General features: G+C 68.2%; 24 protein-coding genes, 1 other RNA gene and 1 pseudogene. 16 read left to right on the plus strand and 10 right to left on the minus strand.

Annotation, left to right across the window (positions count from 1 at the left end; translation table 11 throughout):
- The first annotated feature begins 9 nt into the window (after positions 1 to 9).
- Positions 10 to 107, plus strand: an RNA gene (gene ffs / locus N7I30_RS09410) — signal recognition particle sRNA small type.
- Positions 108 to 182: 75 nt separating this feature from the next.
- Here the strand turns inward: ffs and N7I30_RS09415 are convergent.
- A complete protein-coding gene (locus tag N7I30_RS09415) occupies positions 183 to 785 on the minus strand; it encodes a methyltransferase family protein (RefSeq protein WP_498638353.1) in 603 nt (200 codons plus the stop codon).
- Positions 786 to 1061: 276 nt separating this feature from the next.
- Between N7I30_RS09415 and N7I30_RS09420 the strand changes: the two genes are divergently transcribed.
- From N7I30_RS09420 to recR, 3 genes are read left to right on the plus strand one after another with little or no spacing between them, the layout of a single operon-like run.
- Positions 1062 to 2960, plus strand: a complete 1899-nt coding sequence (locus tag N7I30_RS09420; protein ID WP_498638487.1) for a DNA polymerase III subunit gamma/tau — start codon at positions 1062 to 1064, stop codon at positions 2958 to 2960.
- 9 nt (positions 2961 to 2969) lie between these two features.
- The gene (locus tag N7I30_RS09425; RefSeq protein ID WP_009208115.1) at positions 2970 to 3293 is read left to right on the plus strand and encodes a YbaB/EbfC family nucleoid-associated protein; all 324 of its coding nucleotides are present in this window, start codon (positions 2970 to 2972) and stop codon (positions 3291 to 3293) included.
- 26 nt (positions 3294 to 3319) lie between these two features.
- Positions 3320 to 3925 (plus strand): recombination mediator RecR, encoded by a 606-nt coding sequence (gene recR / locus N7I30_RS09430; protein ID WP_009208116.1) that lies wholly within the window; start codon positions 3320 to 3322, stop codon positions 3923 to 3925.
- A 26-nt stretch (positions 3926 to 3951) separates the two neighbouring features.
- On the opposite strand, the gene N7I30_RS09435 is transcribed toward recR, so the two are convergent.
- Positions 3952 to 4344: a GFA family protein gene (locus N7I30_RS09435; RefSeq protein WP_498638356.1), complete on the minus strand. Its 393-nt coding sequence runs from the start codon at positions 4342 to 4344 to the stop codon at positions 3952 to 3954.
- A 122-nt stretch (positions 4345 to 4466) separates the two neighbouring features.
- Between N7I30_RS09435 and N7I30_RS09440 the strand changes: the two are divergent.
- Together N7I30_RS09440 and N7I30_RS09445 are read left to right on the plus strand one after the other, a co-directional pair.
- Positions 4467 to 5698, plus strand: a pseudogene (locus N7I30_RS09440) (lytic murein transglycosylase).
- Positions 5699 to 6077: 379 nt separating this feature from the next.
- Positions 6078 to 7394: a ChaN family lipoprotein gene (locus N7I30_RS09445; RefSeq protein WP_498638358.1), complete on the plus strand. Its 1317-nt coding sequence runs from the start codon at positions 6078 to 6080 to the stop codon at positions 7392 to 7394.
- A gap of 244 nt (positions 7395 to 7638) precedes the next feature.
- Here the strand turns inward: N7I30_RS09445 and N7I30_RS09450 are convergent, their stop codons facing one another.
- Positions 7639 to 8487, minus strand: coding sequence for an LOG family protein (locus tag N7I30_RS09450; protein WP_024351626.1), 849 nt, complete (start codon positions 8485 to 8487; stop codon positions 7639 to 7641).
- Between the two features lie 124 nt (positions 8488 to 8611).
- Between N7I30_RS09450 and dapD the strand changes: the two genes are divergently transcribed.
- The gene (gene dapD / locus N7I30_RS09455) at positions 8612 to 9466 is read left to right on the plus strand and encodes a 2,3,4,5-tetrahydropyridine-2,6-dicarboxylate N-succinyltransferase (protein ID WP_187391937.1); all 855 of its coding nucleotides are present in this window, start codon (positions 8612 to 8614) and stop codon (positions 9464 to 9466) included.
- 50 nt (positions 9467 to 9516) lie between these two features.
- Entirely contained in the window at positions 9517 to 10287 is a 771-nt protein-coding gene (locus N7I30_RS09460) for a phosphodiester glycosidase family protein (protein ID WP_498638361.1), read from the plus strand.
- 34 nt (positions 10288 to 10321) lie between these two features.
- On the opposite strand, the gene N7I30_RS09465 is transcribed toward N7I30_RS09460, so the two are convergent.
- Complete coding sequence (locus N7I30_RS09465) at positions 10322 to 11410, minus strand: transglycosylase SLT domain-containing protein (RefSeq protein ID WP_498638363.1); 1089 nt, start codon at positions 11408 to 11410, stop codon at positions 10322 to 10324.
- A gap of 135 nt (positions 11411 to 11545) precedes the next feature.
- On the opposite strand from N7I30_RS09465, the gene dapE reads away from it, so the two are divergent.
- Positions 11546 to 12778, plus strand: a complete 1233-nt coding sequence (dapE, locus tag N7I30_RS09470; protein ID WP_498638365.1) for a succinyl-diaminopimelate desuccinylase — start codon at positions 11546 to 11548, stop codon at positions 12776 to 12778.
- 4 nt (positions 12779 to 12782) lie between these two features.
- Positions 12783 to 13376 (plus strand): hypothetical protein, encoded by a 594-nt coding sequence (locus N7I30_RS09475; RefSeq protein WP_498638367.1) that lies wholly within the window; start codon positions 12783 to 12785, stop codon positions 13374 to 13376.
- Between the two features lie 7 nt (positions 13377 to 13383).
- On the opposite strand, the gene truA is transcribed toward N7I30_RS09475, so the two are convergent.
- From truA to def, 3 genes are read right to left on the minus strand one after another with little or no spacing between them, the layout of a single operon-like run.
- Positions 13384 to 14163: a tRNA pseudouridine(38-40) synthase TruA gene (truA, locus tag N7I30_RS09480; protein ID WP_188076975.1), complete on the minus strand. Its 780-nt coding sequence runs from the start codon at positions 14161 to 14163 to the stop codon at positions 13384 to 13386.
- Positions 14163 to 15122 (minus strand): methionyl-tRNA formyltransferase, encoded by a 960-nt coding sequence (gene fmt, locus N7I30_RS09485; protein WP_498638370.1) that lies wholly within the window; start codon positions 15120 to 15122, stop codon positions 14163 to 14165. Before fmt ends, truA begins: the two co-directional genes overlap by 1 nt.
- A gap of 17 nt (positions 15123 to 15139) precedes the next feature.
- Complete coding sequence (gene def / locus N7I30_RS09490) at positions 15140 to 15652, minus strand: peptide deformylase (protein WP_277023821.1); 513 nt, start codon at positions 15650 to 15652, stop codon at positions 15140 to 15142.
- Between the two features lie 165 nt (positions 15653 to 15817).
- On the opposite strand from def, the gene N7I30_RS09495 reads away from it, so the two are divergent.
- The 3 genes from N7I30_RS09495 to N7I30_RS09505 all read left to right on the plus strand — a co-directional run bounded on the left by N7I30_RS09495 (position 15818) and on the right by N7I30_RS09505 (position 19187).
- Positions 15818 to 16999 carry a DNA recombination protein RmuC gene (locus tag N7I30_RS09495; protein ID WP_498638372.1) on the plus strand — a complete coding sequence of 394 codons (1182 nt, stop codon included), beginning with the start codon at positions 15818 to 15820 and terminating at the stop codon, positions 16997 to 16999.
- 192 nt (positions 17000 to 17191) lie between these two features.
- On the plus strand, positions 17192 to 18703 hold the full coding sequence (locus N7I30_RS09500) for a trypsin-like peptidase domain-containing protein (RefSeq protein ID WP_498638374.1): 1512 nt from the start codon (positions 17192 to 17194) through the stop codon (positions 18701 to 18703).
- A gap of 175 nt (positions 18704 to 18878) precedes the next feature.
- On the plus strand, positions 18879 to 19187 hold the full coding sequence (locus tag N7I30_RS09505; RefSeq protein ID WP_498638375.1) for a hypothetical protein: 309 nt from the start codon (positions 18879 to 18881) through the stop codon (positions 19185 to 19187).
- Between the two features lie 67 nt (positions 19188 to 19254).
- Here the strand turns inward: N7I30_RS09505 and N7I30_RS09510 are convergent, their stop codons facing one another.
- Positions 19255 to 19974, minus strand: coding sequence for a pyrimidine 5'-nucleotidase (locus tag N7I30_RS09510; protein ID WP_029703511.1), 720 nt, complete (start codon positions 19972 to 19974; stop codon positions 19255 to 19257).
- An 88-nt stretch (positions 19975 to 20062) separates the two neighbouring features.
- On the opposite strand from N7I30_RS09510, the gene N7I30_RS09515 reads away from it, so the two are divergent.
- Both N7I30_RS09515 and N7I30_RS09520 read left to right on the plus strand, forming a co-directional pair.
- The gene (locus N7I30_RS09515) at positions 20063 to 20968 is read left to right on the plus strand and encodes an EamA family transporter (RefSeq protein ID WP_498638377.1); all 906 of its coding nucleotides are present in this window, start codon (positions 20063 to 20065) and stop codon (positions 20966 to 20968) included.
- Positions 20969 to 21088: 120 nt separating this feature from the next.
- Complete coding sequence (locus N7I30_RS09520; RefSeq protein WP_498638378.1) at positions 21089 to 22303, plus strand: MFS transporter; 1215 nt, start codon at positions 21089 to 21091, stop codon at positions 22301 to 22303.
- Here the strand turns inward: N7I30_RS09520 and argB are convergent.
- Complete coding sequence (gene argB / locus N7I30_RS09525) at positions 22300 to 23202, minus strand: acetylglutamate kinase (protein WP_024351641.1); 903 nt, start codon at positions 23200 to 23202, stop codon at positions 22300 to 22302. The two genes, N7I30_RS09520 and argB, sit on opposite strands and share 4 nt — an antisense overlap.
- Before the next feature lie 309 nt (positions 23203 to 23511).
- Here argB and N7I30_RS09530 point away from each other — a divergent pair, with 309 nt between their 5' ends.
- A complete protein-coding gene (locus N7I30_RS09530; protein ID WP_498638380.1) occupies positions 23512 to 23994 on the plus strand; it encodes a histidine phosphatase family protein in 483 nt (160 codons plus the stop codon).
- A 10-nt stretch (positions 23995 to 24004) separates the two neighbouring features.
- Here the strand turns inward: N7I30_RS09530 and N7I30_RS09535 are convergent, their stop codons facing one another.
- Entirely contained in the window at positions 24005 to 25909 is a 1905-nt protein-coding gene (locus tag N7I30_RS09535) for a propionyl-CoA synthetase (protein ID WP_498638382.1), read from the minus strand.
- Positions 25910 to 25955: the final 46 nt, after the last annotated feature.

A 25955-nucleotide genomic window follows, 5' to 3' on the forward strand; every position in this document is an offset into this window, starting at 1 on the left:
TGGAGCGCGGGAGGTTGGTGGTGGACGCGCCACTCGCCAACCGGGTCAGGTCCGGAAGGAAGCAGCCCCAACGAGCTCCGGCACGGGTCATCGTGCCAGCCTCCCACCCATTCCCCTTTATCAGGACATGACCGCGCGCGAGCGTGCCGCCTTCAGGCCGCGCCCGTGACGCGTTGCGTTTCTCAGTAGAGGCGCAGCAGCACCGGCAGATAGCCGCTGCCCTGCAGGAGCTCGACCGTCTCGAAGAACGGCAGGGCGAGGAAGAACACCAGCCCGTCCGTGAGCGTGCGATAGACCAGCCTTGTGTCGACGGTGACGCAGCGGATGTCCTGGTAAAGCGCCGGATTGGGCAGGAAGCGCGGGACGCGGGCGACGTAGCTGTCGAAATCGGCCCCGAAGGCGTCGCGCAGATAGCGCTCCTCGCGCAGGATCACGACCCGGAAGGCCACGGCGCAGCCGAGCATGAAGATCGCGCCGAGCAGCAGGCTGCCGGTGGCCGCGCCGGCGCCCCCCGCCGCGATGCTGGAAAAGACGTAGAGCGGATTGCGCGAGATCGAATACGGCCCGCTGGCGACGATTTCCGAAGCCTTGCGGCCGCCGATATAGAGCGTGCACCAGATCCGGCCGGCGATGCCGACGACGATGAGGGCGAGGCCGGCGACCTCGATGGTCTCGTGGACGTCTTCGGTCCAGGCCGAGCCGACGAAGAGCAGCGCCAGGAAGGCGCCGATCAACAGGACGAACAGCGCCAGCCTGCGCCGCTCCTGATACTGCGTCAGTGCCATCGTTCCGCTCCGTTTGCGCGACCGTTCGTGACTGAACCCGCCGCGTCCTGCGCGATCTTCCCTTGGCCTATCGGCGCCATGCAAGGCGAAATCACGACGGGTGTCCATCGGCCACGCAGGACTTGCGTCCCCCGCCCATTCGCTTCAGAACCGGACGCGAGCGCGGCATCGGTCACGGGGCCGCCGCGCCGGCCGACAGGTGGCAGGCGACCGCCATCCCGCGACGCGAATTTCCGGACCCAGGGCGCGATGAGCGATATCGAAAGCGGCACTGCGATTTCATCCGAGGCCGGCGACGCCGCGCCCTATCGGGTGCTGGCGCGCAAGTATCGCCCGCGCTCCTTCGACGATCTGATCGGCCAGGAGCCGATGGTCCGCACCCTGACCAACGCCTTCGAGACCGGCCGCATCGCCCAGGCCTGGATGCTGACCGGCGTGCGCGGTGTCGGCAAGACCACCACGGCCCGCATCCTGGCGCGGGCGCTGAACTACCAGACCGACGAGATCGACCAGCCGACGATCCACATGGGCGAGCCGGGCATCCACTGCCAGGCGATCATGGAAGGCCGGCATGTCGACGTGGTCGAGATGGACGCGGCCTCCCATACCGGCATCGACGACGTGCGCGAGATCATCGCGCAGGTGCGCTACCGCCCGGTTTCGGCGCGCTACAAGGTCTACATCATCGACGAGGTCCACATGCTGTCGACGCAGGCCTTCAACGGCCTGCTGAAGACGCTGGAGGAGCCGCCGGAGCACGTGAAGTTCGTCTTCGCGACGACCGAGATCCGCAAGGTGCCGGTCACCGTCCTGTCGCGCTGCCAGCGCTTCGACCTGCGGCGCGTCGAATCGGCGACGCTGATGGCGCATCTGACGAAGATCGCGGCCGCCGAGCATGTCGAGGTCGACGAGGACGCGCTGCGGCTGATCGCCCGCGCCGCCGAGGGCTCTGTGCGCGACGCCCTGTCCCTGACCGACCAGGCGATCGCCCACGGGGCGGGCGCAGTGACCGCGCAGGCAGTGCGCGACATGCTGGGCCTCGCCGACCGGGTCCGGATCATCGATCTCTTCGAATATCTGATGAAGGGCGACGCCGCGGCGGCGCTGAAGGAACTGCGCGACCAGTATGTCGTCGGCGCCGATCCGGCGGTGGTTCTCGCCGACCTTGCCGATTTCACCCATCTCGTTACGACCCTGCGCTTCGTGCCCGATGCGGCAGAGGACGCGGCGCTGTCGCCGATGGAGGCCGAGCGCGGCCTGGAATTTTCCAAGAGCCTGTCGATCCGCACTCTCGGCCAGGTCTGGCAGATGCTGCTGAAGGCGCTGGAGGAAACGCGCAACGCCAATGCGCCGCGACAGGCCGCCGAAATGGCGCTGATCCGCATTGCCCATGCCGCCGACCTGCCGTCGCCCGACGATCTGGTGCGGCTGATCCGCAGCGGCGAGCTCGGCAATCTGCCGGCCCCGGCCCCGACACCGGCCGGCGGCAACGGCGCGACCGGGCACGGGCATGGCGGCGGCAACGGTGTGGGAGCGTCCGACTCCGGCGGTTCGGCTCCTGCGCCGACGCAGGCCATCGCCGCCCCGTCGGCACAAGGCTCCACCGCACCGGCGGGCGGCCAGCGATCCTCCGGGATGATGAGTGCTCGCATGGGCGGCGGGCAGAGCTCGCGGCCGCAGATCCGTCCGGCGGTCGAAGAGGCCCGGCCGGAGGTCGAGATCGCCACGCTGGAACAGCTCGTCGCGCTCTCCGAATCCAAGCGCGATTCGCTGATGACCGTGTCGATCCGGCGCTATCTGCGGCTGGTGAAGCTGGTGCCGGGACGGCTCGAGGTCGCGCTGACGCCGGAGGCGCCGCGCACGCTGATCACCGATCTCACCCGCAAGCTGCACGACTGGACCGGGCGCCGCTGGGTGGTGACCATTTCCAACGGCGAGGCGAAGCCGACCCTCGACGAGGTCGCGACCGCGCGCCGCAACACGCTGCTGCTCGACGCCGAATCCGACCCGGAAGTCGCGGCGATCCTCGCCTCGTTTCCCGGCGCCAAGGTCGTCGATGTGCGGCTGCGCGGCGACGCCGAGGCGGCGGCCGACGAGGCAGCGCTTGTTTCGGACGTGGTCGAGGACGACATTCTGGTCGATCCGTCGGAGCTGTCCGACGACGACGACATCTAGGAGATCGCGATGAAAGACCTGATGGGCATGATGAAGCAGGCCAAGGAGATGCAGGCCAAGATGGCCGGCCTCCAGGAAGAGATCGCTTCCATCACCGTGACCGGCCAGGCCGGCGGCGGCGTCGTGTCGGTCACGCTGACCGGCAAGGGCGAGATGCAGGGCATCGCGATCGATCCGTCGCTCCTGAAGGAAGACGAGAAGGACATCGTCGAGGATCTCGTCATGGCGGCCCATAACGACGCCAAGGGCAAGCTCGATGCGGCCATTCAGGAAAAGACCCAGGAACTGACCGCCGGCCTGCAGCTGCCCCCCGGCATGAGCCTGCCGTTCTGAGGCGTCCCGGCGGCATCTAGACCCTCATGGCCAAACCCATTGCAGGCCCGGAGATCGAGCGGCTGATCCAGCTGCTCGCCAAGCTTCCCGGCCTCGGTCCCCGTTCGGCGCGCCGCGCGGCGCTTCATCTCGTCAAGCGGCGCGAGCAGCTTCTGGCGCCGCTGTCGGCTGCCATGGGCGAAGCGCTGGACAAGGTGACGATCTGCTCGGTCTGCGGCAATATCGACACCTTCGATCCCTGCACGATCTGCACCGACGGCTCGCGCGACCAGTCGATCGTGATCGTCGTGGAAGACGTCTCGGACCTCTGGGCGCTGGAGCGGGCCAAGGCGCTGAACGCGGCCTATCACGTGCTCGGCGGCGTCCTGTCGCCGCTCGACGGGATCGGGCCCGACGACCTCACCATCCGGCAGCTCGTCGAACGCGTCCATAAGGGCGGGGTGAAGGAGCTGATCCTGGCCGTGAACGCCACGGTCGAGGGCCAGACGACGGCGCATTACCTGATGGACCAGCTCGAAGGCTTCGAGGTGCGGGTCACGCGTCTCGCCCACGGTGTCCCGGTTGGCGGCGAGCTGGACTATCTCGACGAAGGCACGCTCTCGGCCGCCATGCGCTCGCGCACCGGGCTCTGAGGGCGCCGGCTGCTCGCACCGGTGATCTACGGCTCGTCGCCATCCGCGGCGTCGCGATCGCGGGCGTATCGTGCTGCGACCGGGAAGGGCGGCAGCCAGGCTTCGCGGCGGATCGTCCAGCATTCATAGGTGGGCGTCAGCTGGTCCGGCGCATCCAGCGCTCCGAGATGCACTTCGGTCTCGTCGCCGGTGCAGGCGAAGACGGACGCGCCGCAGCGCTGGCAGAAATGCCGCCCCGCATAGGCGCGCGTTTCGCCGGTGACCGTCACGGCGTCGTGGCAGAAGATCGCAGCGGCGTAGAACAGGGCGCCGTGATGCTTGCGGCAGTCGAGGCAATGGCAAAGGCCGACACGATCGGGCCGGCCCGTCGCCACGAAGCGCACGTCACCGCACAGGCAGCCGCCGGTATATTGCTCCATGCCGCATCCTCCGCGTCCGTTTCATCGGTTTGGCGGCACGAAGGCTAGGCCGGGCGGCCGCCCGTCGTCCATCCATCGCAGCCAGTCTTGGCGCGCTTCGCAGAGCCGGCTACCCTCAGGCGATGCAGCTATCGCTTCGTTTCCTCATCGCCGTCATTCTCCTGTGTGCCGCGACGTTCGCGCCGGCCAGCGCGCAGAACCTGACGGCCGGTTTCCGCAATTTCCTCGAGGCCGACATCTGGCCCGCTGCCAGAGCGCGCGGGGTGCCGCGTCCGGTGTTCGACGCGGCCTTCAGAGGCGTGTCGCCCAATCTGAAGCTGCCCGACCTGCAGCTTCCCGGCGCGAAGGCGACCGTTGCGGAGACGAACTTCCAGGCCGAGTTCAAGAGCGGTGCAGCCTATCTGTCGGAAGGCGCGGTGGCCGGCAATGCCCGTCAGGGGCGCGCCCTGATCGCGAAATACCGCGCCGTTCTCGACCGGATCGAGGCGCGCTACGGCGTGCCGGCCCCGATCATCGTCGCCATCTGGGGGCGGGAATCGGCCTTCGGCGCGGCGAAGATCCCCCATGACGCCTTCGAGGTGCTGGGGACCAAGGCCTATCTGTCACGCCGCAAGGCGATGTTTCGCGAGGAACTGCTCGCCGCCCTGCAGATCGTCGCCGACGGCCATCTGAAGACCTCGGAGATGAAGTCGTCCTGGGCCGGCGCGCTCGGCCAGCCGCAATTCATGCCGTCGAAATTCCTGGCGCTGGCCGTGGATTTCGACGGCGACGGGCGGAAGGACATCTGGAACTCGGTGCCCGACACCCTGGCCTCGATCGCCCATTACCTGCAGCAGGCCGGCTGGCAGCCGGGCCGCGACTGGGGCTTCGAGGCGCGGGTACCGGCCACTGTCTCTGCGCCAATGAGGGGCCGGATCTCGGTCGTCCGATCTCGGAATTCGTCGCCGCCGGCGTGACGCGCGTCTCGGGCCGGCCGTTTCCGGGTCACGAACTGGCGGCACGAGGCCACCTGATGATGCCGGCCGGCCGCTTCGGCCCCGCCTTCATCGCCACCCCGAATTTCTACGTCATCAAGGCCTATAACAACTCCGACCTCTACGCCCTGTTCGTCGGTCATGTCGCCGACCGGATGCTCGGGGCGGGACCGCTGGCGGGAGACTGGAAGGCCACCGACCGGCTGACGCGGGGCGACGTCGCACGCATGCAGCAGAAGCTGGAGGCGCGCGGCTACGATGTCGGCGGGGCGGACGGGCTTGCCGGCTTCAAGACGCGGCGCTCGATCGGGGCGTTTCAGCTCAAGGCCGGAATGGGCGAGACGTGCTGGCCGACAAGGGCGCTGGCCGGCGCGCTGTGATGCTATCCACAGTTGATTTAACCTCTCGTACACGATCCCTGCCAAAACCTTTCCCCTGTTGCGGTCACGACCTTTCGCCGGCGGGACGTGGCTTGTACCGAAGATGACGGAACCCGAGGAGAGCAGGCGGCACGATCGCCTGCCAAGCGGCGGGAGTTGCCTGGGGAGGCGACGCGGACGGTTCGAAGCAGGTCTTCGAACCGTCCGCCCTAACCATCCGGCCCGTGACTGGCCCTTGCCCGAACCTGCACCCCTGACAGGACTTGCGTGACCTTCGTCCGTCGCTGCAATAGTTTCGCCACATCCTGAGCCCAATAGATTGCGGATCGGATCGCACGATTCGCGCTCCGGGCTTTGCAATCGTTTTTGGGGAAACCGATTGAAACGACGGATCTGGATACCTTCCAGCATCATGCTCCTTGCGGGGCTCGGTTACGCCGTCGGCAAGACGGCCGACCTCGTCATGCCGCAGATGGACGCCGGCACCGATGTCGCCGAGTTCGTCGCGCCGAAGTCCGATCTGTCCCTCGACGTTTCCCTCGTCCGCCCGGCCGACAACGCCTTTTCCGAAATCGCGGTCGCGACCGTCGAACCGTTCGACGCCGATGGTGACGGCACGCCGGATGTTCGGGAACTGGCCGAGCCGGCGGTATCGAAGCCCGCCGCGACATCCGCGTCGGCCAAGCTCGCCGAACTCGCGCAGGCCGGCAGTTCGCGCACGCTGTCGCTGAAGGTGGCGGCGACGACCGGCAGCTCGACAAGTGCTTCGACCGCCGACCTGCCGACGATGGCGACCGCCTGGCAGTCGGAGCATTTCCGCGACAATCCGCTGGTCGGCGAAGTCTTCGATGCGCGCGGCGCGCGCTCCAGCCGCGACACGCTGATGGGGGCCGCCAGCGGTGCCCGCTATCTGCTTCTCGGCGAAATCCACGACAATCCGGATCATCACCAGCTGCAGGCCGACATCATCGGCGGGCTGGCCAAGCTGGGCAACGAGCCGACCGTGGTCTTCGAGATGATCCCGGAAAGCTTTGCCGACGTTCTGGAAGAGTTTGCCGAGACCGGTGACCGCGACGTCGCGTCGCTCTCCGAGCATCTGCAATGGTCCGAACGCGGTTGGCCGGCCTTCTCGATCTACCAGCCGGTCTTCGAGGCGGCCGTCGCCGAGGGCCTGACGCTTCGTGCCGGCGATCTCGACCGCCAGACGATCCGTGCGATCGGCGAAAACGGTCTCGATGCCCTGAGCGAAGCCGAGATCGAACGCCTGTCGCTGCGCCTCGAAGTGCCGGCGGAACAGGCCGACGCGCTGGCCGAAACCATCAGGACCGCCCATTGCGGGCTGATGCCCGAGGGCGCCATCGGCGCCATGGCGACGGTCCAGCGGGCCCGTGACGGTGCACTGGCCGACGCGCTGGTCGATGCGGCGAAAGAGAGCGGCAGCGCCGTGCTGATCGCCGGCTCCGGCCATGTCCGCAAGGATCGCGGCGTGCCGAACATCCTCGCGGAACGCGATCCGGACGCGGCCATGGTCGCGGTGCAGATGGTCGAGGTCAGCGACGGCGAGGCCGAGGCCGCCGATTACGGCCTCACCAGCGATGCGCCGGCGCCCTACGACTACACGATCTTCACGCCGCGCAACGACATTGCCGACCCCTGCGAGGCGCTTCGCGCCCGGATGGGGCAGGCGGACCAGTAAGTCCGACCACCGCAGGTTCCGCCTGCCGGGGCTTCGAGCCCAATCTCAGCGGAAGACCACTCCATCAAGCAAGGTCGTCATCCTCGGGCTTGACCCGAGGACCCATACCGTACCCGTTGACGCGTCGCTGATCTCCGACGGAATGGTCGCTAAGGCGCAGAGGCGTGGATCCACGGGTCCACCCCATAAGACGACGGGCGCCAGGGGGCGGTGCGGCGATGTGGGACGTCCCGCCGCTGTACCCTCAGAAATCGTAGAATTTCCGGATCGCCGCCCAGCCGTCCTCGGCCGTGTCCACATAGGTCACGAGATCGAGGTCTTCCGGCGCGATCGTGCCTTCCTCAGCGAGGGCCTCCAGGTCGATCACGCGGCGCCAGAAGCTCTCCCCGAACAGAAGCACCGGAATGCGCTGCATCCGCCGGGTCTGGATCAGCGTCAGCGCCTCGAACAATTCGTCCATGGTGCCGAAGCCGCCGGGGAAGATCGCCATCGCCTTCGCCCGCAGCAGGAAGTGCATCTTGCGGACAGCGAAATAGTGGAAGTTGAAGCACAGTTCCGGCGTGGCGAAGCGGTTCGGTGCCTGCTCGTGGGGCAGGGTGATGTTGAGCGAGATCGACAGGGCGTCGACATCGGCCGCACCGCGATTGCCGGCTTCCATGACGCCCGGGCCGCCGCCGGTGACAATGACATATTCCTTGCCGCCATGGCTGTTGGCCGAATGCTGCGAGGCGATGGCGGCGAAGCGGCGGGCTTCCTCGTAAAATTTCGAATTGGCCTCGAGGTTGCGGCGCTGGGTCTCGTTGCGCGCCGCCCAGGCCTCGGTGCCCGGCTCGGGAATGCGGGCGCCGCCGAACAGCACGACGGTGGACAGGATGCCCGCCTCGTTCAGCGCCAGTTCGGGTTTCATCAGCTCGAGTTGAAGCCGGATGCCGCGGGTCTCTTCGCGGGTCAGGAAGTCGTCGTCGGCATAGGCCAGCGCATAGGTGGGGGAGCGGGTCTGCGGGGTATCGACCTGTACTGCCGTCTCTTCCTTGTCCCGCCGCGAGCTCGGAAAGGGATCCCAGCCGTTCTGGTTGCGGGGTGTTTCGTTCATCGTGTCTGCCTCGTCGCCTGCATGGGCCGTCGATTGACCGCCTCAGGGCCTTCAACTAGGGTCCGCGCCGACTTGGTCAGGGTGCGCAGCGCCCGCATTTTCCCCATTCTGCAGGAGTTCGCCGATGACCGCGCCGGATCGCGCCGCCCTCGAAACCACCATTGAACGGGCCTTCGAGGACCGGGACTCGATCTCGGCATCGACGACCGGCGAAGTCCGCGATGCCGTCGAGGCGTCGCTGGACATGCTCGACCGCGGCGAGGCGCGTGTCGCCAGCCGCGAGGCCGACGGCAGCTGGACCGTTCACCAGTGGCTGAAGAAGGCGGTGCTGCTCTCCTTCCGCCTCAACGACATGACCGTCATCGAAGGCGGCCCGGGCGGGGCGACCTGGTGGGACAAGGTCCCGTCGAAGTTCGAGGGCTGGAACGCCGACCGCTTCCGCGAGATGGGCTTCCGCGCCGTGCCGAACGCGGTGGTGCGCCGCTCGGCCCATATCGGCAAGGGCGTCGTCCTGATGCCGTCCTTCGTCAATCTCGGCGCCTTCGTCGACGAGGGCACGATGGTCGACACCTGGGCGACGGTCGGCTCCTGCGCGCAGATCGGCAAGAACGTGCATCTGTCGGGCGGCGTCGGCATCGGCGGCGTGCTGGAGCCGATGCAGGCCGGCCCGACGATCATCGAGGACGGCTGCTTCATCGGCGCCCGCTCCGAGGTCGTCGAGGGCTGCATCGTGCGCGAAGGCTCGGTGCTCGGCATGGGCGTCTTCCTCGGCCAGTCGACCAAGATCGTCGACCGCACCACCGGCACGATCTCCTATGGCGAAGTGCCGCCCTATTCGGTGGTCGTCGCGGGCTCGATGCCAGGCAAGCCGATGGGCAATGGCGAGCCGGGGCCGAGCCTCTACTGCGCCGTCATCGTCAAGCGCGTCGACGAGCGCACCCGCTCCAAGACCTCGATCAACGAGCTCCTGCGCAACTGAGCCGGCGTCGCGGCCCCAAGCCGCGACCCTTGCCCCAAGGCCGATCCGCGATGGCGCGACTGCGAACCTTCTGGCCTCTCTCGCTGATCGCGGCGAGCGGCCTGTTCGGCTGGCTGCAAAGCGTGCCCTCGCTACCGGCCGGCCATGACGGCCTCTGCCGCAGCGAAGTTGCGGCGGGGGTGGAGTATCTGGTCTGCGACGTGCCGCTGGATCGCACCGATCTGGCGCTGCGGGCCGTCGACGCGAGCAACGCGCCCTACCGGACCTTCGAGCGCGCCGCGGCGAGCGTCGACGGCCGCGTCCGCCTGATCATGAATGCCGGCATGTATCACGAGGACCGCCGCCCGGTCGGCCTTGCGGTGCAGGACGGCGTCGAGGTCAGCCCGCTGGTGCGCGGCACCGGCAGCGGCAATTACTCGATGCAGCCGAATGGCGTGTTCTTCATTGAGGATGGCCGCGCCGCGGTCATGTCCACCGACGCCTATCTCGCCGCACCTCGCCAGCCGACGCTCGCGACCCAGTCCGGGCCGATGCTGCTCATCGACGGCAAGCTGCATCCGCGCTTCATCGACGGTTCCGACAGCCGGCATGTGCGCAACGGCGTCTGCGCCAGCGCGGATGGGCGGACCGTGCGTCTCGTCCTGTCGCGCAGCCCGGTCAATTTCTGGGATTTCGCCGTCTTCTTCCGCGACCGGCTCGGCTGCCGCGACGCGCTGTTCTTCGACGGCAAGGTGTCGAGCCTGTCCTATCCGGACGGCGGCATCGACTATCGCCGCGACCGGCTGGGGCCGATGCTGGTGGTCTCCGACAGGGCGGACTAGCGGCCAGCCGACCGGCTCTCGCCGAAGCGGACGCTCAGTCCGCTCCGCTACCGCGCAGTTCCGTCGCCGGATCGTCGGTGCCGGCCATGCGGGCGGCGAGAGAATCGGGCTCGGCGGGTGCGCTGGCCGGGCGCGAGGCAAGGCGGCCGCCCTTGCCGTTTTCAGGGGCCGGTGCCGCCGCAGGCTGGGGCGCTGACGGGGCCGTCTCGCCTGCTTCGGTGCGGGCAACGGGCCGCGGGATCGCCGCAGGCTTCGGTGCCGCGACATAGGCGGCTGCGACCACGGGCGTGTCGCCGCGTGGCGCTGCGGCCGGTTCTTCGGTCGGCGCAGCGGTCGCGACCTCGGTGGCCTTTGTCGGCGCGGCTGCGGCAGGCCGTGCGGCCTTGGCCGGCGTCGCGGCGGGCTTTTCGAGTGCAGGTGTCACGGCGGCGACGAGCGTGCCCACCAGGCCCGGTTCGGCTTCTGGCTCGGCGACCGTTCCAGGTGTCCGGCGGCGCTTCGACACTTCGGCCATATGCGCCTTGACGGCGGAGCAATAGCGCTGGGCCGAGGCGCTCATGCGGGTGGCGCGGTGGCCGCCCTTGTATTTCATCGAGGCCTGGCAGACGTCGTGGCCGCCCTTTTCCCAGGCGCCCTTCAGATATTTCATGCCGTAGGTGAGGTTGGTGTCGGCATCGAGGAGAGCGCTGGTCGGGCCGGAAAAGCCCAGCGACCGGGCCGTGGCCGGCTTGATCTGGCTGAGGCCGTAGACCCCGTTGCCGCGCGCCTTGGGATTGTAGCGGCTTTCCACCCGCACGACTGCATAGGCGAGGGGGGCGGGAACGCCGGCCTCGGCGGCATGGCGTTCGATCAGCCGGTCGAGCGAGGCGCTGCCGGAGATGGTGCCGGTCTCGGCCGCGGCCTTCGCCTCCCTGGCGGCGACGGCGACATCGGCTTCCGCCGGTGCCTCTGCATCCTCGGCCACATCTGCCGTTTCCTTGCCGGCGACGGCAATCCCCATGGGCGATCCGCCCGGGCCGTCGGCAATGCAGCCGGCAAGGGCCGCCAGCGACGCGATCATGCCGAACAATGCGGCCCGTGTGACGCACGCAGAGCCGGCAATGGCGGTCCTCGGCAGTGTCATGGAAGTTCCCTCGCGCAATGTCCCCTGTGCTGCCTGTCCGTCCCGAAGGCGGCGGAAACGTGGCACGGAGCCGGATCGGGGAAGACGGCTGCCGCTGGTGGCGTTGCGGCATCATCTGATCTATCCCGGTGGGCCATGACCGACACTGTTTCCCCGCCCGTTTCCGCCGCCCGCAGCGATGATGCGACCGATCCGGTCGCGATCCTGACGCGGCTGATCCGCTGCCCCTCCGTGACGCCCGCCGAAGGCGGGGCGCTTGCCGCGCTGGAAGAGATGCTGGCGCCGCTGGGCTTTGCCGTCGAGCGCCCGGTATTTTCCGACATCGACACGCCCGACGTCGAGAATCTCTTCGCCCGCGCCGGAGCGGCCGGGCCGCATCTGGTCTTTGCCGGACACACGGACGTGGTGCCGCCGGGCGACGAGAGCGACTGGCGCGAGGGGCCGTTCTCCGCGGCGATCGTCGATGGCGAACTCTATGGCCGGGGCGCCGTCGACATGAAGGGCGGCATTGCCGCCTTCGTCGCCGCCTATGCCCGCCATGTGGAGCGGTCCGGGCGCCCGGCCGGGCAGGTCTCGCTGCTGATCACCGGCGACGAGGAAGGCCCGGCGGTCAATGGCACGGTAAAGCTCCTCGACTGGGCGAGAGCGCGTGGCGAAGTCTTCGACGCCTGCGTCGTCGGCGAGCCGACCAATCCGGTGGCCATGGGCGACATGATCAAGATCGGCCGGCGCGGTTCGCTGTCGGCCGAAGTGCGGGTCACCGGCGTTCAGGGCCACGTCGCCTATCCGCACCTCGCCGACAGTCCGCTGCGCTCCCTCACGGCCATTGCCGAGGCGCTGATGGACGAACCGCTCGACGCGGGGTCGGCGGAATTTCCGGCCTCCAATCTGGAGATCACCTCCATCGACACGGGCAACGGGTCGGTCAATGTCATTCCCGCACGGGCGCGCCTGTCCTTCAACGTGCGGTTCAGCGACCGCTGGACGCCGGACAGCCTGAAGGCCGAGCTGACCCGGCGCATCGAGGCGGCGGCCGCTTCGGGCCGGTTCCGGGAAGGCCGCAACGCCGCCGATGTCGAGATCGTCTGGCGGGCACGGCCCTCGGAATCCTTCCTGACGCGGGATGACGCGTTGACGCAGGCGCTGTCCGGCGCGGTGGAGGCGGTCACCGGCCGCCAGCCGCAATTGTCGACCTCCGGCGGCACGTCGGATGCCCGGTTCATCAAGGACTTTTGCCCGGTTGTGGAATTCGGGCTTGTCGGCAAGACCATGCACATGTCCAATGAACGGGTGCCCGTCGAAGATCTCGAGACGCTGACGAGGATCTATGAAACCTTCATCGCCCGCTGGTTTGCCGCCCACGCCTGATCTGGTGCCGAGTCTCGACCACGTCCTGAACTTCTTTTCCGGCGTCGCCCTGTTGATGGCCGGGCGCGCCGAAGGGCTGAAGCGCCTCGACCTGTCGGCGGACGGCTTCTGGCAGTCGTTTTCGGCCATGCTCGTGGCGCTGCCGCCCGTGGCCCTGTCCTGGATCGAGTTCGAGACCTCGGCGCCGCGCACCGGAACGTCGGCCGGCTACGGCGCGGTGCCGGTCTATGGCGCCCATGCGCTGGCGGACTTCCTCGCCTGGACACTGCCGATCCTGATCCTGATGCTGGTCGCCAAGCGCGTCGGCTATTCGCGCAAGATCGTGCCGCTGGTGGTGGCGACCAACTGGGGCGGGGCGCTGCTGGCCTGGGTGTTTGCGCCCTACTGGCTGCTGATGCTCGCCTTCGGGCCCGGCAATGGCCTGTCGGCGCTCGGCCTCTTGGTGACCATCGCCTCCATCGCGCTGACGGTGCGGCTGATCTACATGGCCACCGGCAAGGACATGGTCGGGGCGGCGATCATCACCATTGGCATGATCGTCATCTCGCTGATCAGCTATGGCGCGGTGATGGATTTGACCGGCATCCGGCTGATCTGACGCGCATTCAGCCCGGATAGGGCGGCAGGGTGCGCTTGGGCGCGGTGCCGTATTCCACTCGGGTCAGATACAGCCCGTCCGGCGGGGCCACCGGGCCGCAGCGCTTGCGGTCGCGGGCTTCCAGCGCGGCAACGAGGTCCGCCTCGCTCCAGCGGCCTTCGCCGACCAGCTTCAGCGATCCGGCAAAGGAGCGGATCTGGTTGTGCAGGAAGGACTGCGCCATGGCGTGGATGTGGATTTCCTCGCCCGGGCCGCGGACGACATCCAGCTGCTCCAGCGTGCGGATCGGGTTCTTCGCCTGGCAATGGGCGGAGCGGAAGGTATCGAAATCATGGGTGCCGACGAGGCGCTGGGCCGCCGCGTGCATGGCATCGACATCGAGCGGCTTCGACACCCACCAGACCCGCCCGATCAGCAGCGCCGTCGGCGCCCGTCGGTTGAAGATGCGGTAGAGATAGAAGCGCTTGCGGGCCGAGAAGCGGGCGTCGAAATCGTCGGCCACCCGCTCGGCCGACAGGATCGCGATGGGCGCGTCACGCAGATGCGCATTGAGCGCGTCGCGCACCGTGTCCGGCTCCCAGTCGCGCTGCAGATCGACATGGGCGACCTGGCCGCTCGCATGGACGCCGGCATCGGTGCGTCCGGCCGCGAAGAGGGTCGCGGCTTCGCCGGTGAAACCTGCCACCGCCGTCTCGATCACCTCCTGCGCGGACAAGTCGGTCTTCTGACGCTGCCAGCCGCAATAGGGCGTGCCGTCATATTCGATGGTCAGCTTGAAACGAGGCATCAGGCCGCGCCGGCGCGGCCGCCCGCCGGAACCGGCGTTCCCTTGAGAAGCTCTTCGGCGCTCATGCGGCGTCCGCCGGCCCGCTGCAGTTCGATGATTCGGATCGCGCCTTCCCCGCAGGCGATCAGCAGCTGGTCGTCGAGAAGCGTGCCGGGCGCGCCGTCGCCGGGCTCGGCCGTCGCGCGCAGAAACTTCACCCGTTCGGGGGCGCCGCCGAAGCTCATCATCGTCCAGGCGCCGGGGAAGGGCGAAAAGGCGTTGATCCTGCGGGCAATGCCGGACGCGTCGCCGGCGAAGTCGAGCGCCGCCTCGGCCTTGTCGATCTTGGCGGCATAGACCGGAGCACGGCCGGTGCGGGCGGCGATCGAATCCTGGTCCTCGAAGGTCAGGGTGCCCGCTTCGAGCTTCTCCAGCGCCTCGACCATCAGTGTCGCGCAGATTTCCGCCAGCCGGTCGTGCAGCTCGGCGGTCGTGTCGGTCGCGGCGATCGGGGTTTCGGCGGTCAGCGCGACCGGGCCGGTGTCGAGGCCGGCTTCCATCCGCATGACCATCATGCCGGTTTCGGCATCGCCCGCCTCGATGGCGCGCTGGATCGGCGCCGCACCGCGCCAGCGCGGCAACAGCGAGCCGTGGCCGTTGAGGCAGCCCTGGCGGGGCATGTCGAGCACGGCCTGGGGCAGGAGCAGCCCGTAGGCGACCACCACGGCGACGTCGCAGTCGAGGGCGGCGAAGGCCTCGCGATCGGCCGGGTCCTTGAAGTTCAGCGGCGCGCGCACCGGCAGACTGAGCCGTTCGGCCTCGAGCTGAACCGGCGACGGCGTCAGCGTCAGGCCGCGGCGGCCGGCCTTGCGCGGCGGCTGGGTGTAGACGGCGGCGATGTCGTGGCCGGCCGCCGCCAGGGCGGCGAGCGTCGGCACCGAGAAGGCCGGCGTTCCCATGAAGACGACGCGCAGCGCCATGGTCCCCTCCGCGTCGCTCAGGCGGTCCTGCGGGCGGCCTTGGTGAACTTCTTCACCACCATGTCGCGCTTCAGCTTGGAGATATGATCGATGAACAGGACGCCGTTCAGATGGTCGAGCTCGTGCTGCACACAGGTCGCCAGGATGCCGTCGGCGGTCTCCTCGTGCATCTTCCCGTCGAGGCCGAGATAGCGCACCGTGACCTCGGCCGGCCGTTCGACCTCGGCGTAATAGTCCGGAATCGACAGGCAGCCTTCCTCGTAGACGCTCACGGTATCCGAGGTCGTCAGGATCTCCGGATTGAGGAAGATGCGCGGCGCGTTCTCCTCCTCTTCCTTGGAGACGTCGATCACCATCATGCGCAGCGGCTCGCCGATCTGGATGGCTGCAAGGCCGATGCCGGGGGCGTCGTACATGGTCTCCAGCATGTCGTCGGCGAGGCGACGCACCTGGTCGTCGACCGTTTCGACAGGCTTGGAGGTCTGGCGCAGAACCGGGTCTGGCAGGATGATGAGGGGCTTGATCGTCATGGCGTTCAGGTAATGGCTGGCACGAAGCCGGTCAATCTCGGATGAAGGCCACGGCCGGCTTTCCGCCGGTCCGGATGATGGCCCCGCCGTCGTCAGGCGTGGCGGGATGGTCTATGTTCGCGTTTTGGTCCCGATTCGTTAAGGGTCGCCCGCTAGAGTTCGGTCATGGACAGCGCCGCCTTCGCCGCAGCCTTCTCGGCTCCCGTCATCTTTCTCGGCGATCATCCGCTGACGCTGGCCGAAGCGTTGCTGGCGGGGTTGGCAGCCCTGTTCTTCATCCTGTGGCGGCGGGCGAGCCGTGCCGCGCGGGAGGCGGGCGATCATGCCGACCGCAGCGACAGCGAAGCATCGGAGCGGCTCGACGCAGTGCTGCGCTCCCAGGCCGAGATCACCGGCCGCATGCAGACCATGGCCGAGATCATCGGCTCGCGGCAGGCGGACCTGACCCGGACGCTGGCCGAGCGGCTCGACGGGCTCTCCACCCGCGTCGGCCAGTCGATCCGCGAGACCGGCACGGCGACCAGCGCCTCGCTGACCGCCCTGACCGAACGGCTGGCGGTGATCGACCGGGCGCAGGGCGAGATCCGCGGGCTTGCCGGCGAGGTCGTGCGGCTGCAGGACATCCTGTCCAACAAGCAGAGCCGTGGCGCCTTCGGCGAGGGGCGGATGCAGGCGATCGTTGCCGACGCGCTGCCGTCGGCCGCCTATTCCTTCCAGGCGACCCTTTCGAACGGCAAGCGGCCGGACTGCCTGATCCGCATGCCGAACGGCGCGCCGTCGCTGGCGATCGACGCCAAGTTTCCGCTGGAGGCCTTCACGGCCCTGCGCGAGGCCGAGAGCGACGAGGCGCGGACCTTCGCCGCCAGCCGGATGCGCCGCGACATGGACGTGCATGTGCGCGCCATCGCCGACAAATACCTGATCCCCGGCGAGACCCAGGACACGGCCTTCCTGTTCGTGCCGTCCGAAGCGGTCTTCGCCGAACTGCACGAGCGTTTCGAGGACATCGTCCAGAAGGCCTACCGGGCGCGGGTGGTGATCGTCTCGCCATCGCTGCTGCTCCTGTCGATCCAGGTGGTGCAGGCGATCCTCAAGGATGCCCGGATGCGGGCCGAGGCGGGGCGCATCCAGAAGGAGGTCCGGCTTCTGGGCGAGGATCTCGTCCGGCTCGACGCGCGGGTGTCGGCGCTGCGCACGCATTTCGGCCAGGCGGGCCGCGACATCGACCAGATCCTGGTGTCGACCGACAAGCTGATGCGGCGCGGCGAGCGGATCGAGGCGGCCGAACTCGGCGATGACGGAACGGCCTCCGGGCCGGTGACACGTACGGCACCGGGCGCCGGCTGACCGCGATCTGAAGCCGACAGCAATAGGCCGGATGTCTACTGGCGGAACTTTCGTCAGTAGCAGGAAGAATTGCATTCGCAACCATATTAAGAAAAAGTAAAGGACTCGTGGATCGATTTCGCGCATCCTACGTTGCTTGTCTGTCACCGGTTGATGATGGGGGATGACATGCGGCGCTCGGCGCGGGTTTTGATGACGGTACTGGCTCTGGGCGCCATGCCCATGGCGACGCCGTCTTTCGGCGCGCAGGGCTCGCAACTGGCCGTCGCCTACAACGACCAGACCGATCTCGATTTCCGCAAGGGCCTGCAGATCCGCCTGTCCTGGACCGGTGACTACGCCGGTGCCTTCGACGGCCACATCGCGGCGTCCTCGCTGCGCGCCATCCGCGATTTCCAGGCCCGGCACGGCATGGTCGCGGACGGCGTCATCGACGAGGCGATGCTGCGTCTCCTGATCCAGAAGTCCGACGGCGCCGAAGCGGCAACCGGCATGGCGCTGATCGACGATGCGGTCACCGGCCAGCGCGTGCCGCTGCCGATGCGTCTCGTTGAGGACCTGGGTCCGACGGATGTCGGCCATCTGTGGCGCGCCGCCGACAAGACAGTCGAGATCGAGACCGTCCGCATCGCCGGCACCGGCCAGACCCTGCGCGGCCTGTTCGACGTGCTCAGCACGCCGACCCCCGACCGCAGCGTCGCCAATGCCGAGTTCGGTGGCGAGTGGTTCACCCTCGACGGCAATGCCGGCGATCATCACTATGTCATGCGCTTCTCGGCAAAGGGCGGCGATCTGCGCGGCTTCTCTGTGTCCTACGCCAAGGACCGGGCCAAGGTGATGCGGCCCTATGTGGCCGTGGCCGGCAATCTGTTCGAGCCTTTCGCCGGCGAGCCGCATGCGCCGCTGGTTGCTTCGCGCGAGCCGAACGCCTTCTCGGCGCTGCTGGCCCGCAGCCACACCAACGGTGCCTTCGAATCGCGCTATGCGATGGCCTCGGTCGATCCGAAGCAGCCGAACCTCTTCGAGATGCCGTCCCCGGCACCCGCCAAGACCGCGCCGGCCCCGGTTTCCCAGAAGCCGGAATTCGACATGGCCGGCAGCGGCTTCGTCGTCTCGAGCGATGGCTGGCTCCTGACCAACGCCCATGTGGTGCGGGCCTGCACCAGCGTGCTCGTCGGCGAGCAACAGGTCGCCACGAAGACGATCCTCGACACCGACAACGATCTGGCCCTGGTCAAGGTCGACGGTGTGGTCGGCGAACCGCTGGCGATGTCCGTGACGAAGCCGCGTCTGGGCGAGGACGTCCTGGCGCTCGGCTACCCGCTGCGTTCGATCCTGGCCGATTCCCTCAACGTGACCCGCGGCAACGTCTCGTCGCTCCTGGGTCTGGCCAATGACGAGCGCTATCTGCAGATCTCGGCGCCGGTGCAGCCGGGCAATTCCGGCGGCCCCCTCGTCGATCTGGCAGGGCGTGTCGTCGGCGTGGTCACCGCCAAGCTGAATGCGGTGGCGGTCGCCGATGCGACGGGCGACATCCCGCAGTCGATCAATTTCGCCGTCCGCCCTGATGCGGCCGTCGCCTTCCTCGACCGCAACGCCGTCGCCTACGAGACCGCCGACGCCTCGCTGCCGCTGGAAAGCGTCCCCGACGCCACCGCGGCGGTCAAGGATTCGGTCCTGCCGATCATCTGCGTCGGTCGCTGAATTCGCGGCCTTTCCCGCGCAATCCATGAAGAATGCCGTCGCCGGTTCTCTGCCGGCGGCGGCATTTTGCATTGGTGCGTGCTGATCGTCCGTTCCGGAACCCGCGTCGCGGACGCGGCGTTGCTTCCGCAAGATCACCGGCGCGACGCGCCGTGACCCGGGACAGGAGATTGCAATGACGAAGACCGACACGGACTCTCAGATGATGCGCGACCAGCAGGATCGCGACACGCCGCAGCACATGGCCAAGGACGGCGAGAAGCACCCGGCGGAGCGCAGCGATCTCGATCCGCAGAGCAAGGCCGAGCGCGAGCAGGCGAAGGGCGGCACGGCGCCCAACGGCACCGAACAGATGGAAGCGATCTTCGAGGCCAACCAGAAGGGCCCCAAGAGCGGGAAAGCCGAATCCGACCTGATGGCGGATGTGGCGACCGACGGGCAGGCAGGGCTGGCGCGCCCGAACCGGTCGCTTCTCGGCGACTGACACCCACGACGCGCGACGAGCAGACAGGGCGATCGGATCTCATCCGGTCGCCCTTCTTGCATCGCGCCTAGCGGATGGAGCGCAGGAAGGTCGTCAGGTCGTCGGTGACGAAGTCGATATGCTCGCCGTCGCGGCCTTCGTGTTCCCAGACGTCGCCGAAGCTCTCTTCCAGATTGCGCGGCACGATCAGCACCGTGCGCATGCCCAGCGCCTTGGGCACTTCCAGATTGCGCGCCAGATCCTCGAACATCACGGCGCGCTCCGCATCGACCCGGTGCAGGCCAAGGAACTTGTCGTAGGTCTGGGAGGCGGGCTTGGGCACCAGCCCGGCCGCGACGAGGTCGAAGATATCCTCGAAATGGTCGAGAATGCCGAGCTGGCGTGCGGCGCGCTCGGCATGGCCGCGATCGCCATTGGTGAAGATGAACTTGCGACCCGGCAATGCGCGGATCTCGTCGCCCAGGGCGGTGTCGGGGGCGAGCCAGGAATAGTCGATGTCATGGACATACTGCAGGAAGGCGTCGGGATCGACGTCATGCTCCTGCATCAGGCCGCGCAGGGTCGTGCCGTAGCGCCGGTAGAAATCCTTCTGCACCACCCGCGCCTCGTCCTTCGGCAGCGTCAGGAAATCCGAGACGAAGGCCGTCATCCGCTGGTCGATCTGCGAGAACAGGTTCGTGTGGCGCGGATACAGGGTGTTGTCGAGATCGAAGACCCACTCCGTCACATGGGCGAAATCCTGCGGGCGGGCATCGGCGGTCTGGCGGATCGGCGAGTGAGCGGTCATGGGGTCCGGAAGGTTCGAGCGTCGGGCGCCTTGCCAAGCGTCGCCGAATAGGGGAGCGAGGGCGGTAAGACAAACTGACGGATCGCCCGTGCCGCTCTGGATTCCGATTACCATCACCGCCGCCTTCCTGCAAAACCTCCGCTCGTCGCTGCAGCGACAGCTGAAGGGCCGGATGGGCTCGACCGGCGCGACCTTCGCGCGCTTCGGCTTCGGCTTTCCCTTCGCCGTGCTTTACATCGTGGCGCTCGACCTCGTCGGAGGCGCCACCCTGCCGGGGGTGAACGCGACCTTTCTCGTCGCCGTGGCGGCGGGCGGCATCGCCCAGATCCTCGCGACCTTCCTGCTGGTCTATCTGTTCGGCTTCCGCAATTTCATGGTCGGCACGGCCTATTCCAAGACCGAGCCGGTGCAGGCGGCGATTTTCGGCCTGATCATCCTCGGCGAGACGATCTCCTGGCTCGCCTTCGGTGCGATCCTGGCGGGCGCCTTCGGCGTCGGCCTCATCTCGATCGCCGGGCGCAAGGGCGGCGCCAGCCTGCGCCGGGCGCTCTTCTCGCGCGAGGCGGGGATCGGCATCGCCTCGGGCGCCTTCTTCGGCATCTCGGCCGTCTGCTTCCGTGGCGCGTCGCTGTCGCTGGAGGACGGCGGCGTGCTCGCCCGGGCCGCCACGACGCTGGTCTGGGCGACCGGCATCCAGACCGCCGTGATGCTCGTCTGGATGGCGCTGAAGGACCGGGCCGAACTCGTCGCCGTCGCCAGGGCATGGCGGCCGGCGCTGCTGGTCGGGCTCGTCGGCGTCTCGGCCTCGGCCTGCTGGTTCACTGCCATGACGCTGGAAAAGGTCGCCTATGTCCGTGCGCTCGGCCAGATCGAACTGATCTTCACCTTCGCCTCGTCGGTGTTCTGGTTCCGCGAGAAGATCGCCCGGCTCGAGTTGGCGGGTTGCCTGTTGATCGTCGCCGGCATCGTCACGCTGTTGGGCGCGACGACCTAACACCGCGTTCAGGCAGGGCCAGCGCCGCGGCAGTTCAAGTCGGGGCGAAACAAACCGGGGCGGCCGCAAGGGAACCGTGACGGGGCCACGATCTTTTCCTCGCCGGATCGGAGCGAGGTCATGACGCCATTCATCAAGCTTTCCGCGGCAGGCTTCGCGGCGACCGCCATCACCTTCGGGCCTGCCCGCATGGGGTTCGGCCTGTTCCTGGCGGAGTTCAAGTCGACCTTCTCCCTGTCGACCGGGATGGCCGGCGTGATCTCGGGGATCGGCTTCTTCGGCTTCTTCCTGGGGCTGCTGATCAGCTACGCGATGACAGCGCGATCCGGGCCGCGCATGCCGGTGGTGTCCGGCCTGTTCGCGGCATTGGTCGGCATGGGGATCGTGGCAACGGCGCCGAACGCGTGGGTGCTGGCCGTCGGCGTGTTCCTCGCCACCTCCAGCGCCGGCTTCTCCTGGGCGCCGTTCAACAACGCCGTCCATCGGCTGGTCGACGAGGCCCGGCGCCCGGCGACGCTCTCCATGGTCAGCACCGGAACCAGTCTCGGCGTCGCGGCTGCCGGCGCGACGGCCCTGATGGTCAGCTATGGCGAATTGTCGTGGCGCTACGGATGGGCCGGGTTCGCGGTCGTGGCGGCACTGGCGCTGGCCGGCAATATCGGGGCGCTGCGCGAGCTGGCCGGCGATCCCGGCCCTCCTGGGAAAGGAAGCTGGAAATCGCTGATCGCGGAACCGGCGCGGCCGCTCCTGTGGATCGCCCTGTCCTTCGGCATCACCACGACGATCTACATCTCCTTCGCCGCCGACCGGATCCAGCAGGCCGGCGGACTGCCCGGCATTCCGGAAGGCGCCGCCCCGGCCATCGTCTTCCTGTCCTATGGCATCTTCGGGCTGGTCGGCCTGACGACGGGGCGGCTCAAGACGCTGATCGGGCTGCCCTGGCTCCTGCGGCTCCTGCATGTTGCCGCGGCCGCCGCGCTGGCGCTGATCGCGCTGGCTCCGAATTCCTGGACCGGCGTGGTCGTCTCGGCCGGGCTGCAGGGCGCCTATGTGATGATGATGAGCGCGGTGATGGCGTTCTGGTCTGAGGAACTGTTTCCCTCCATGCCGTCGCTGAGCTTCACCGAGGCCCTGCTGGCGGTCGCCGTGGGCAGCGTCGTCGGTCCGCTCGTCGCCGGTTTCGCCTCGAGCGCCTTCGGCCCGGAAGCGATGTTCCTCGGCGCGGCCGGCATCGCCGCGGTCACGGCGGCGAGCATCCTGCCGCGGATGATCCGCGAACGCTGGCCGCGCGAGGCGGGCGCTGGCGGCGGGGCCATGCGCCGCCGCAGCGCCTAGGGGACGATCAGCGTACCGGCGCCGTGCTCGGTCAGGAGTTCCAGCAGCACCGCGTGGCGCTTCTTGCCGTTGAGGATCACGACGCCCTCGACGCCATTCTCGATCGCCTCGATGCAGGTCTCGACCTTGGGGATCATGCCGCCGGAGATCGTGCCGTCGCGGATCAGGGTGCGGGCCTCGGCGACGGAGAGCTCCTTGATCAGTTCGCCGGACTTGTCGAGAACGCCGGGCACGTCGGTCAGGAACAGGAGGCGCGAAGCCTCGAGCGCGCCGGCGATGGCGCCCGCGAAGGTATCGGCATTGATGTTGTAGGTGGCGCCGTCGCGGCCTGGCGCGACCGGGGCGATCACCGGGATCATCTCGGAGCGGGCGAGGAGGTCGAGGAGGGTGCGGTCGACCTCGACCGGTTCGCCGACGAAGCCGAGATCGAGCACCCGCTCGATGTTGGAATCGGGATCGACGACCGTCTTGCGGGCCTTCTCGGCGAAGACCATGTTGCCGTCCTTGCCGCACAGGCCGATCGCCCATTCGCCCTCGGCGTTGATCAGCGCGACGATCTCCTTGTTGATCGAACCGGCGAGGACCATCTCGACGATCTTCACCGTCTCCTCGTCGGTGACCCTGAGCCCACCCTCGAAGCGCGATTCGATGCCCATCTGGGACAGCATGCGGCCGATCTGCGGGCCGCCGCCATGCACGACGATCGGATTGACGCCGGACTGCTTGAGCAGGGCTATGTCGCGGGCGAAGGCCTGGCCGAGATCGGCATTGCCCATGGCGTGGCCGCCATATTTCACCACGACGGTCTTGTTCTCGTAGGCCTGCATGAACGGCAGCGCCTCGGCGAGGAGGCGGGCCTGGGTCTCGCCGGTGTCCGGCTGCGGATCGGAATGGTTCATGGGCGGTCTCCGGACCCCGTGCTGATGCGTCGCGGGCGGCTTCTAGCCGGAATTGGCGACAAGAGAAACTGCCGGGTGGCACAGAAATGGCGCTCGCTCGTCCATGGCGGTCGCTGCGGCATGACGTCCCCCTCACGCGATCGTGGGGCGCTGCGCCCTGTCGGATCCGGCCCGATGCCCGAAATTCCGCGGCTCCCCCAACAGACCGGAGCGCTGCCCGCCATGCGAAATGCCGTGACCGCCTGCCTTGTCTCCCTACTCCTTCTTCTGGGCGCCGCCGGGAGTGCGTCGGCACAGGAGGGCTTCGATGTGGCGAAGGCCGCGGACACCCACATCCTCATGCGCCATGCCATCGCGCCCGGCACGGGCGATCCGGCCGGTTTCACGCTCGGCGACTGTTCGACCCAGCGCAATCTGTCCGACGAGGGGCGGGCGCAGGCGCGGCGCATCGGCGACCGGCTGCGCGAGGCCGGCGTCGCCATCGACACGGTTCTGGCGAGCCAATGGTGCCGCTCTACGGAGACCGCCGAGCTCCTCGGTTTCGGTCCGGTCATGGCCGCGCCGGAGCTGAACTCCTTCTTCGCCGATCGCGGCAAGGGCGCGGCGCAGACCGATGCCTTGAAAGCGCGGCTCGCGGAGCTCGACGCCGCCGGCCGGAAGGCGGCGCTGGTCAGCCATCAGGTCAACATCACCGCGCTGACCGGTATCTACCCGGCCTCCGGGGAGATCGTGGTGATCGCCCTCGGCGAAGACGGCGACGTCACCGTCGAGGGGCGTATCCGCACCGACTGACCGGCGCGGCTCAGTCGCCCGAGACGGCGCGGCGGATGTCGTCGAGGGCGGTCGCGTCCTCGATCGTCGCGGGGGTCTCGTAATCGTCCCGGTCGACGATCGCCTTCATGGTCCGCCGCAGGACCTTGCCGGAGCGGGTCTTGGGCAGCTTGTCGACCACGAGCACGCGCTTGAAGGCGGCGACCGGCCCGATGCGTTCGCGCACCAGCGTGATCAGTTCCGCCTCGATCTGACCGCGATCCAGCTGGCTGGTGTTCTTCAGGACGACGAAGCCACAGGGCAGCTCGCCCTTCAGCGCGTCGCGCATGCCGATGACGGCGCATTCGGCCACCGCCGGGTGGCCGGCCACGGCCTCCTCCATCTCGCCCGTCGACAGGCGGTGGCCGGCGACATTGATGACGTCGTCGGTGCGGCCCATGACGTAGACATAGCCCTCCTCGTCGATGAAGCCGGCGTCGGAGGTGGAGTAATAGCCGGGAAAGGCCGTCAGATAGGCGTCCCGAAAACGGTCGTCGGCGTTCCAGAGGGTCGGCAGGGCGCCCGGCGGCAGCGGCAGCTTGATGGCGATGGCGCCCATCTCGTTGGGCGGCGCCTGTTCGCCCATGGCATTCAGCACCTGCACGTCGAAGCCGGGCATGGCGACGCCGGGGCTGCCGCGCTTGATCGGCAGGAGGCCGAGCCCGAGCGGATTGGCGGCAATCGGCCAGCCGGATTCGGTCTGCCACCAATGGTCGATGACGGGCCGCTGCAGGGCGTTTTCCGCCCAGATCAGGGTTTCGGGATCGGCACGCTCGCCGGCCAGAAACAGCGCCTCGAATTGCGACAGATCGTAGTCGCCCGGCAGCTTGCCGTCGGGGTCCTCCTTGCGGATGCCGCGGATCGCCGTCGGGGCGGTGAACAGCACCTTGACCCCGTGTTCGGCGGCCACGCGCCAGAAGGTGCCGGCATCGGGCGTGCCGATGGGCTTGCCCTCGAACAGGACGGTGGTGCAGCCGCGCAGCAGCGGCGCGTAGACGATGTAGGAATGGCCGACGACCCAGCCGACGTCGGAGGCGCAGAAGAACACTTCGCCCTGGTCGGTGCCGAAGATCGCCTGCATCGACCAGTGCAGCACCACCATGTGGCCGCCGGTGTCGCGCACGACGCCCTTCGGCTTGCCGGTCGTGCCGGAGGTATAGAGGATGTAGAGCGGGTCGGTGGCCTTCATGGACGCGCAGGGCACCTCGCGCCCGGCGGCGATGGCGGCCATCGCATTGTGGCGCAGTTCGTCCCAGTCGTGGTCGCGGCCCTCGATCAGGTCGCAATCGAGCTCGGGACGGCGCAGCACGATGGTGGCGGCCGGCTTGTGGGTGGCCAGTTCGATCGCCTTGTCGAGGAGCGGCTTGTATTCGACCTTGCGGGTCGGCTCGATGCCGCAGGAGGCCGAGAGGATCAGCTTGGGCGCCGCGTCGTCGATGCGCGCGGCCAGTTCGCGGGCGGCAAAGCCGCCGAACACCACCGAATGGATGGCGCCGATGCGGGCGCAGGCCAGCATGCCGATCATGGTTTCCGGCACCATCGGCATGTAGATGATCACCCGGTCGCCCCGGCCGACACCGAGATCGGTGAGATTGGCGGCCAGCGCCTTCACCTCGACCAGCAATTCGCCATAGGTCAGCCGGCGCTTGCCGCCGGTGACGGGGGAATCGTGGATGATCGCGACCTGGTCGCCGCGTCCGGCCTCGACGTGACGGTCGATGGCGTTGAAACAGGTGTTGCATTCGCCGTCGGGAAACCAGCGGCCATAGACGCCGGCATCGGGGTCGAGGGCGCGGGTCGGCTTCTTCGTCCAGACCAGCTTGCCGGCCGCGTCGAGCCAGAATTTCTCCGGGTCGCTTCGGCTGGCGTCGTAGACCTCGTGATAGCGGCTGGCCATGGTCGTTCCTCCCCGTTGCGCCTCGTACCGATCCGGTGCGCTGCCG

It is taken from the genome of Aurantimonas litoralis (genome assembly GCF_026153195.1).
Classification (GTDB): domain Bacteria; phylum Pseudomonadota; class Alphaproteobacteria; order Rhizobiales; family Rhizobiaceae; genus Aurantimonas; species Aurantimonas coralicida.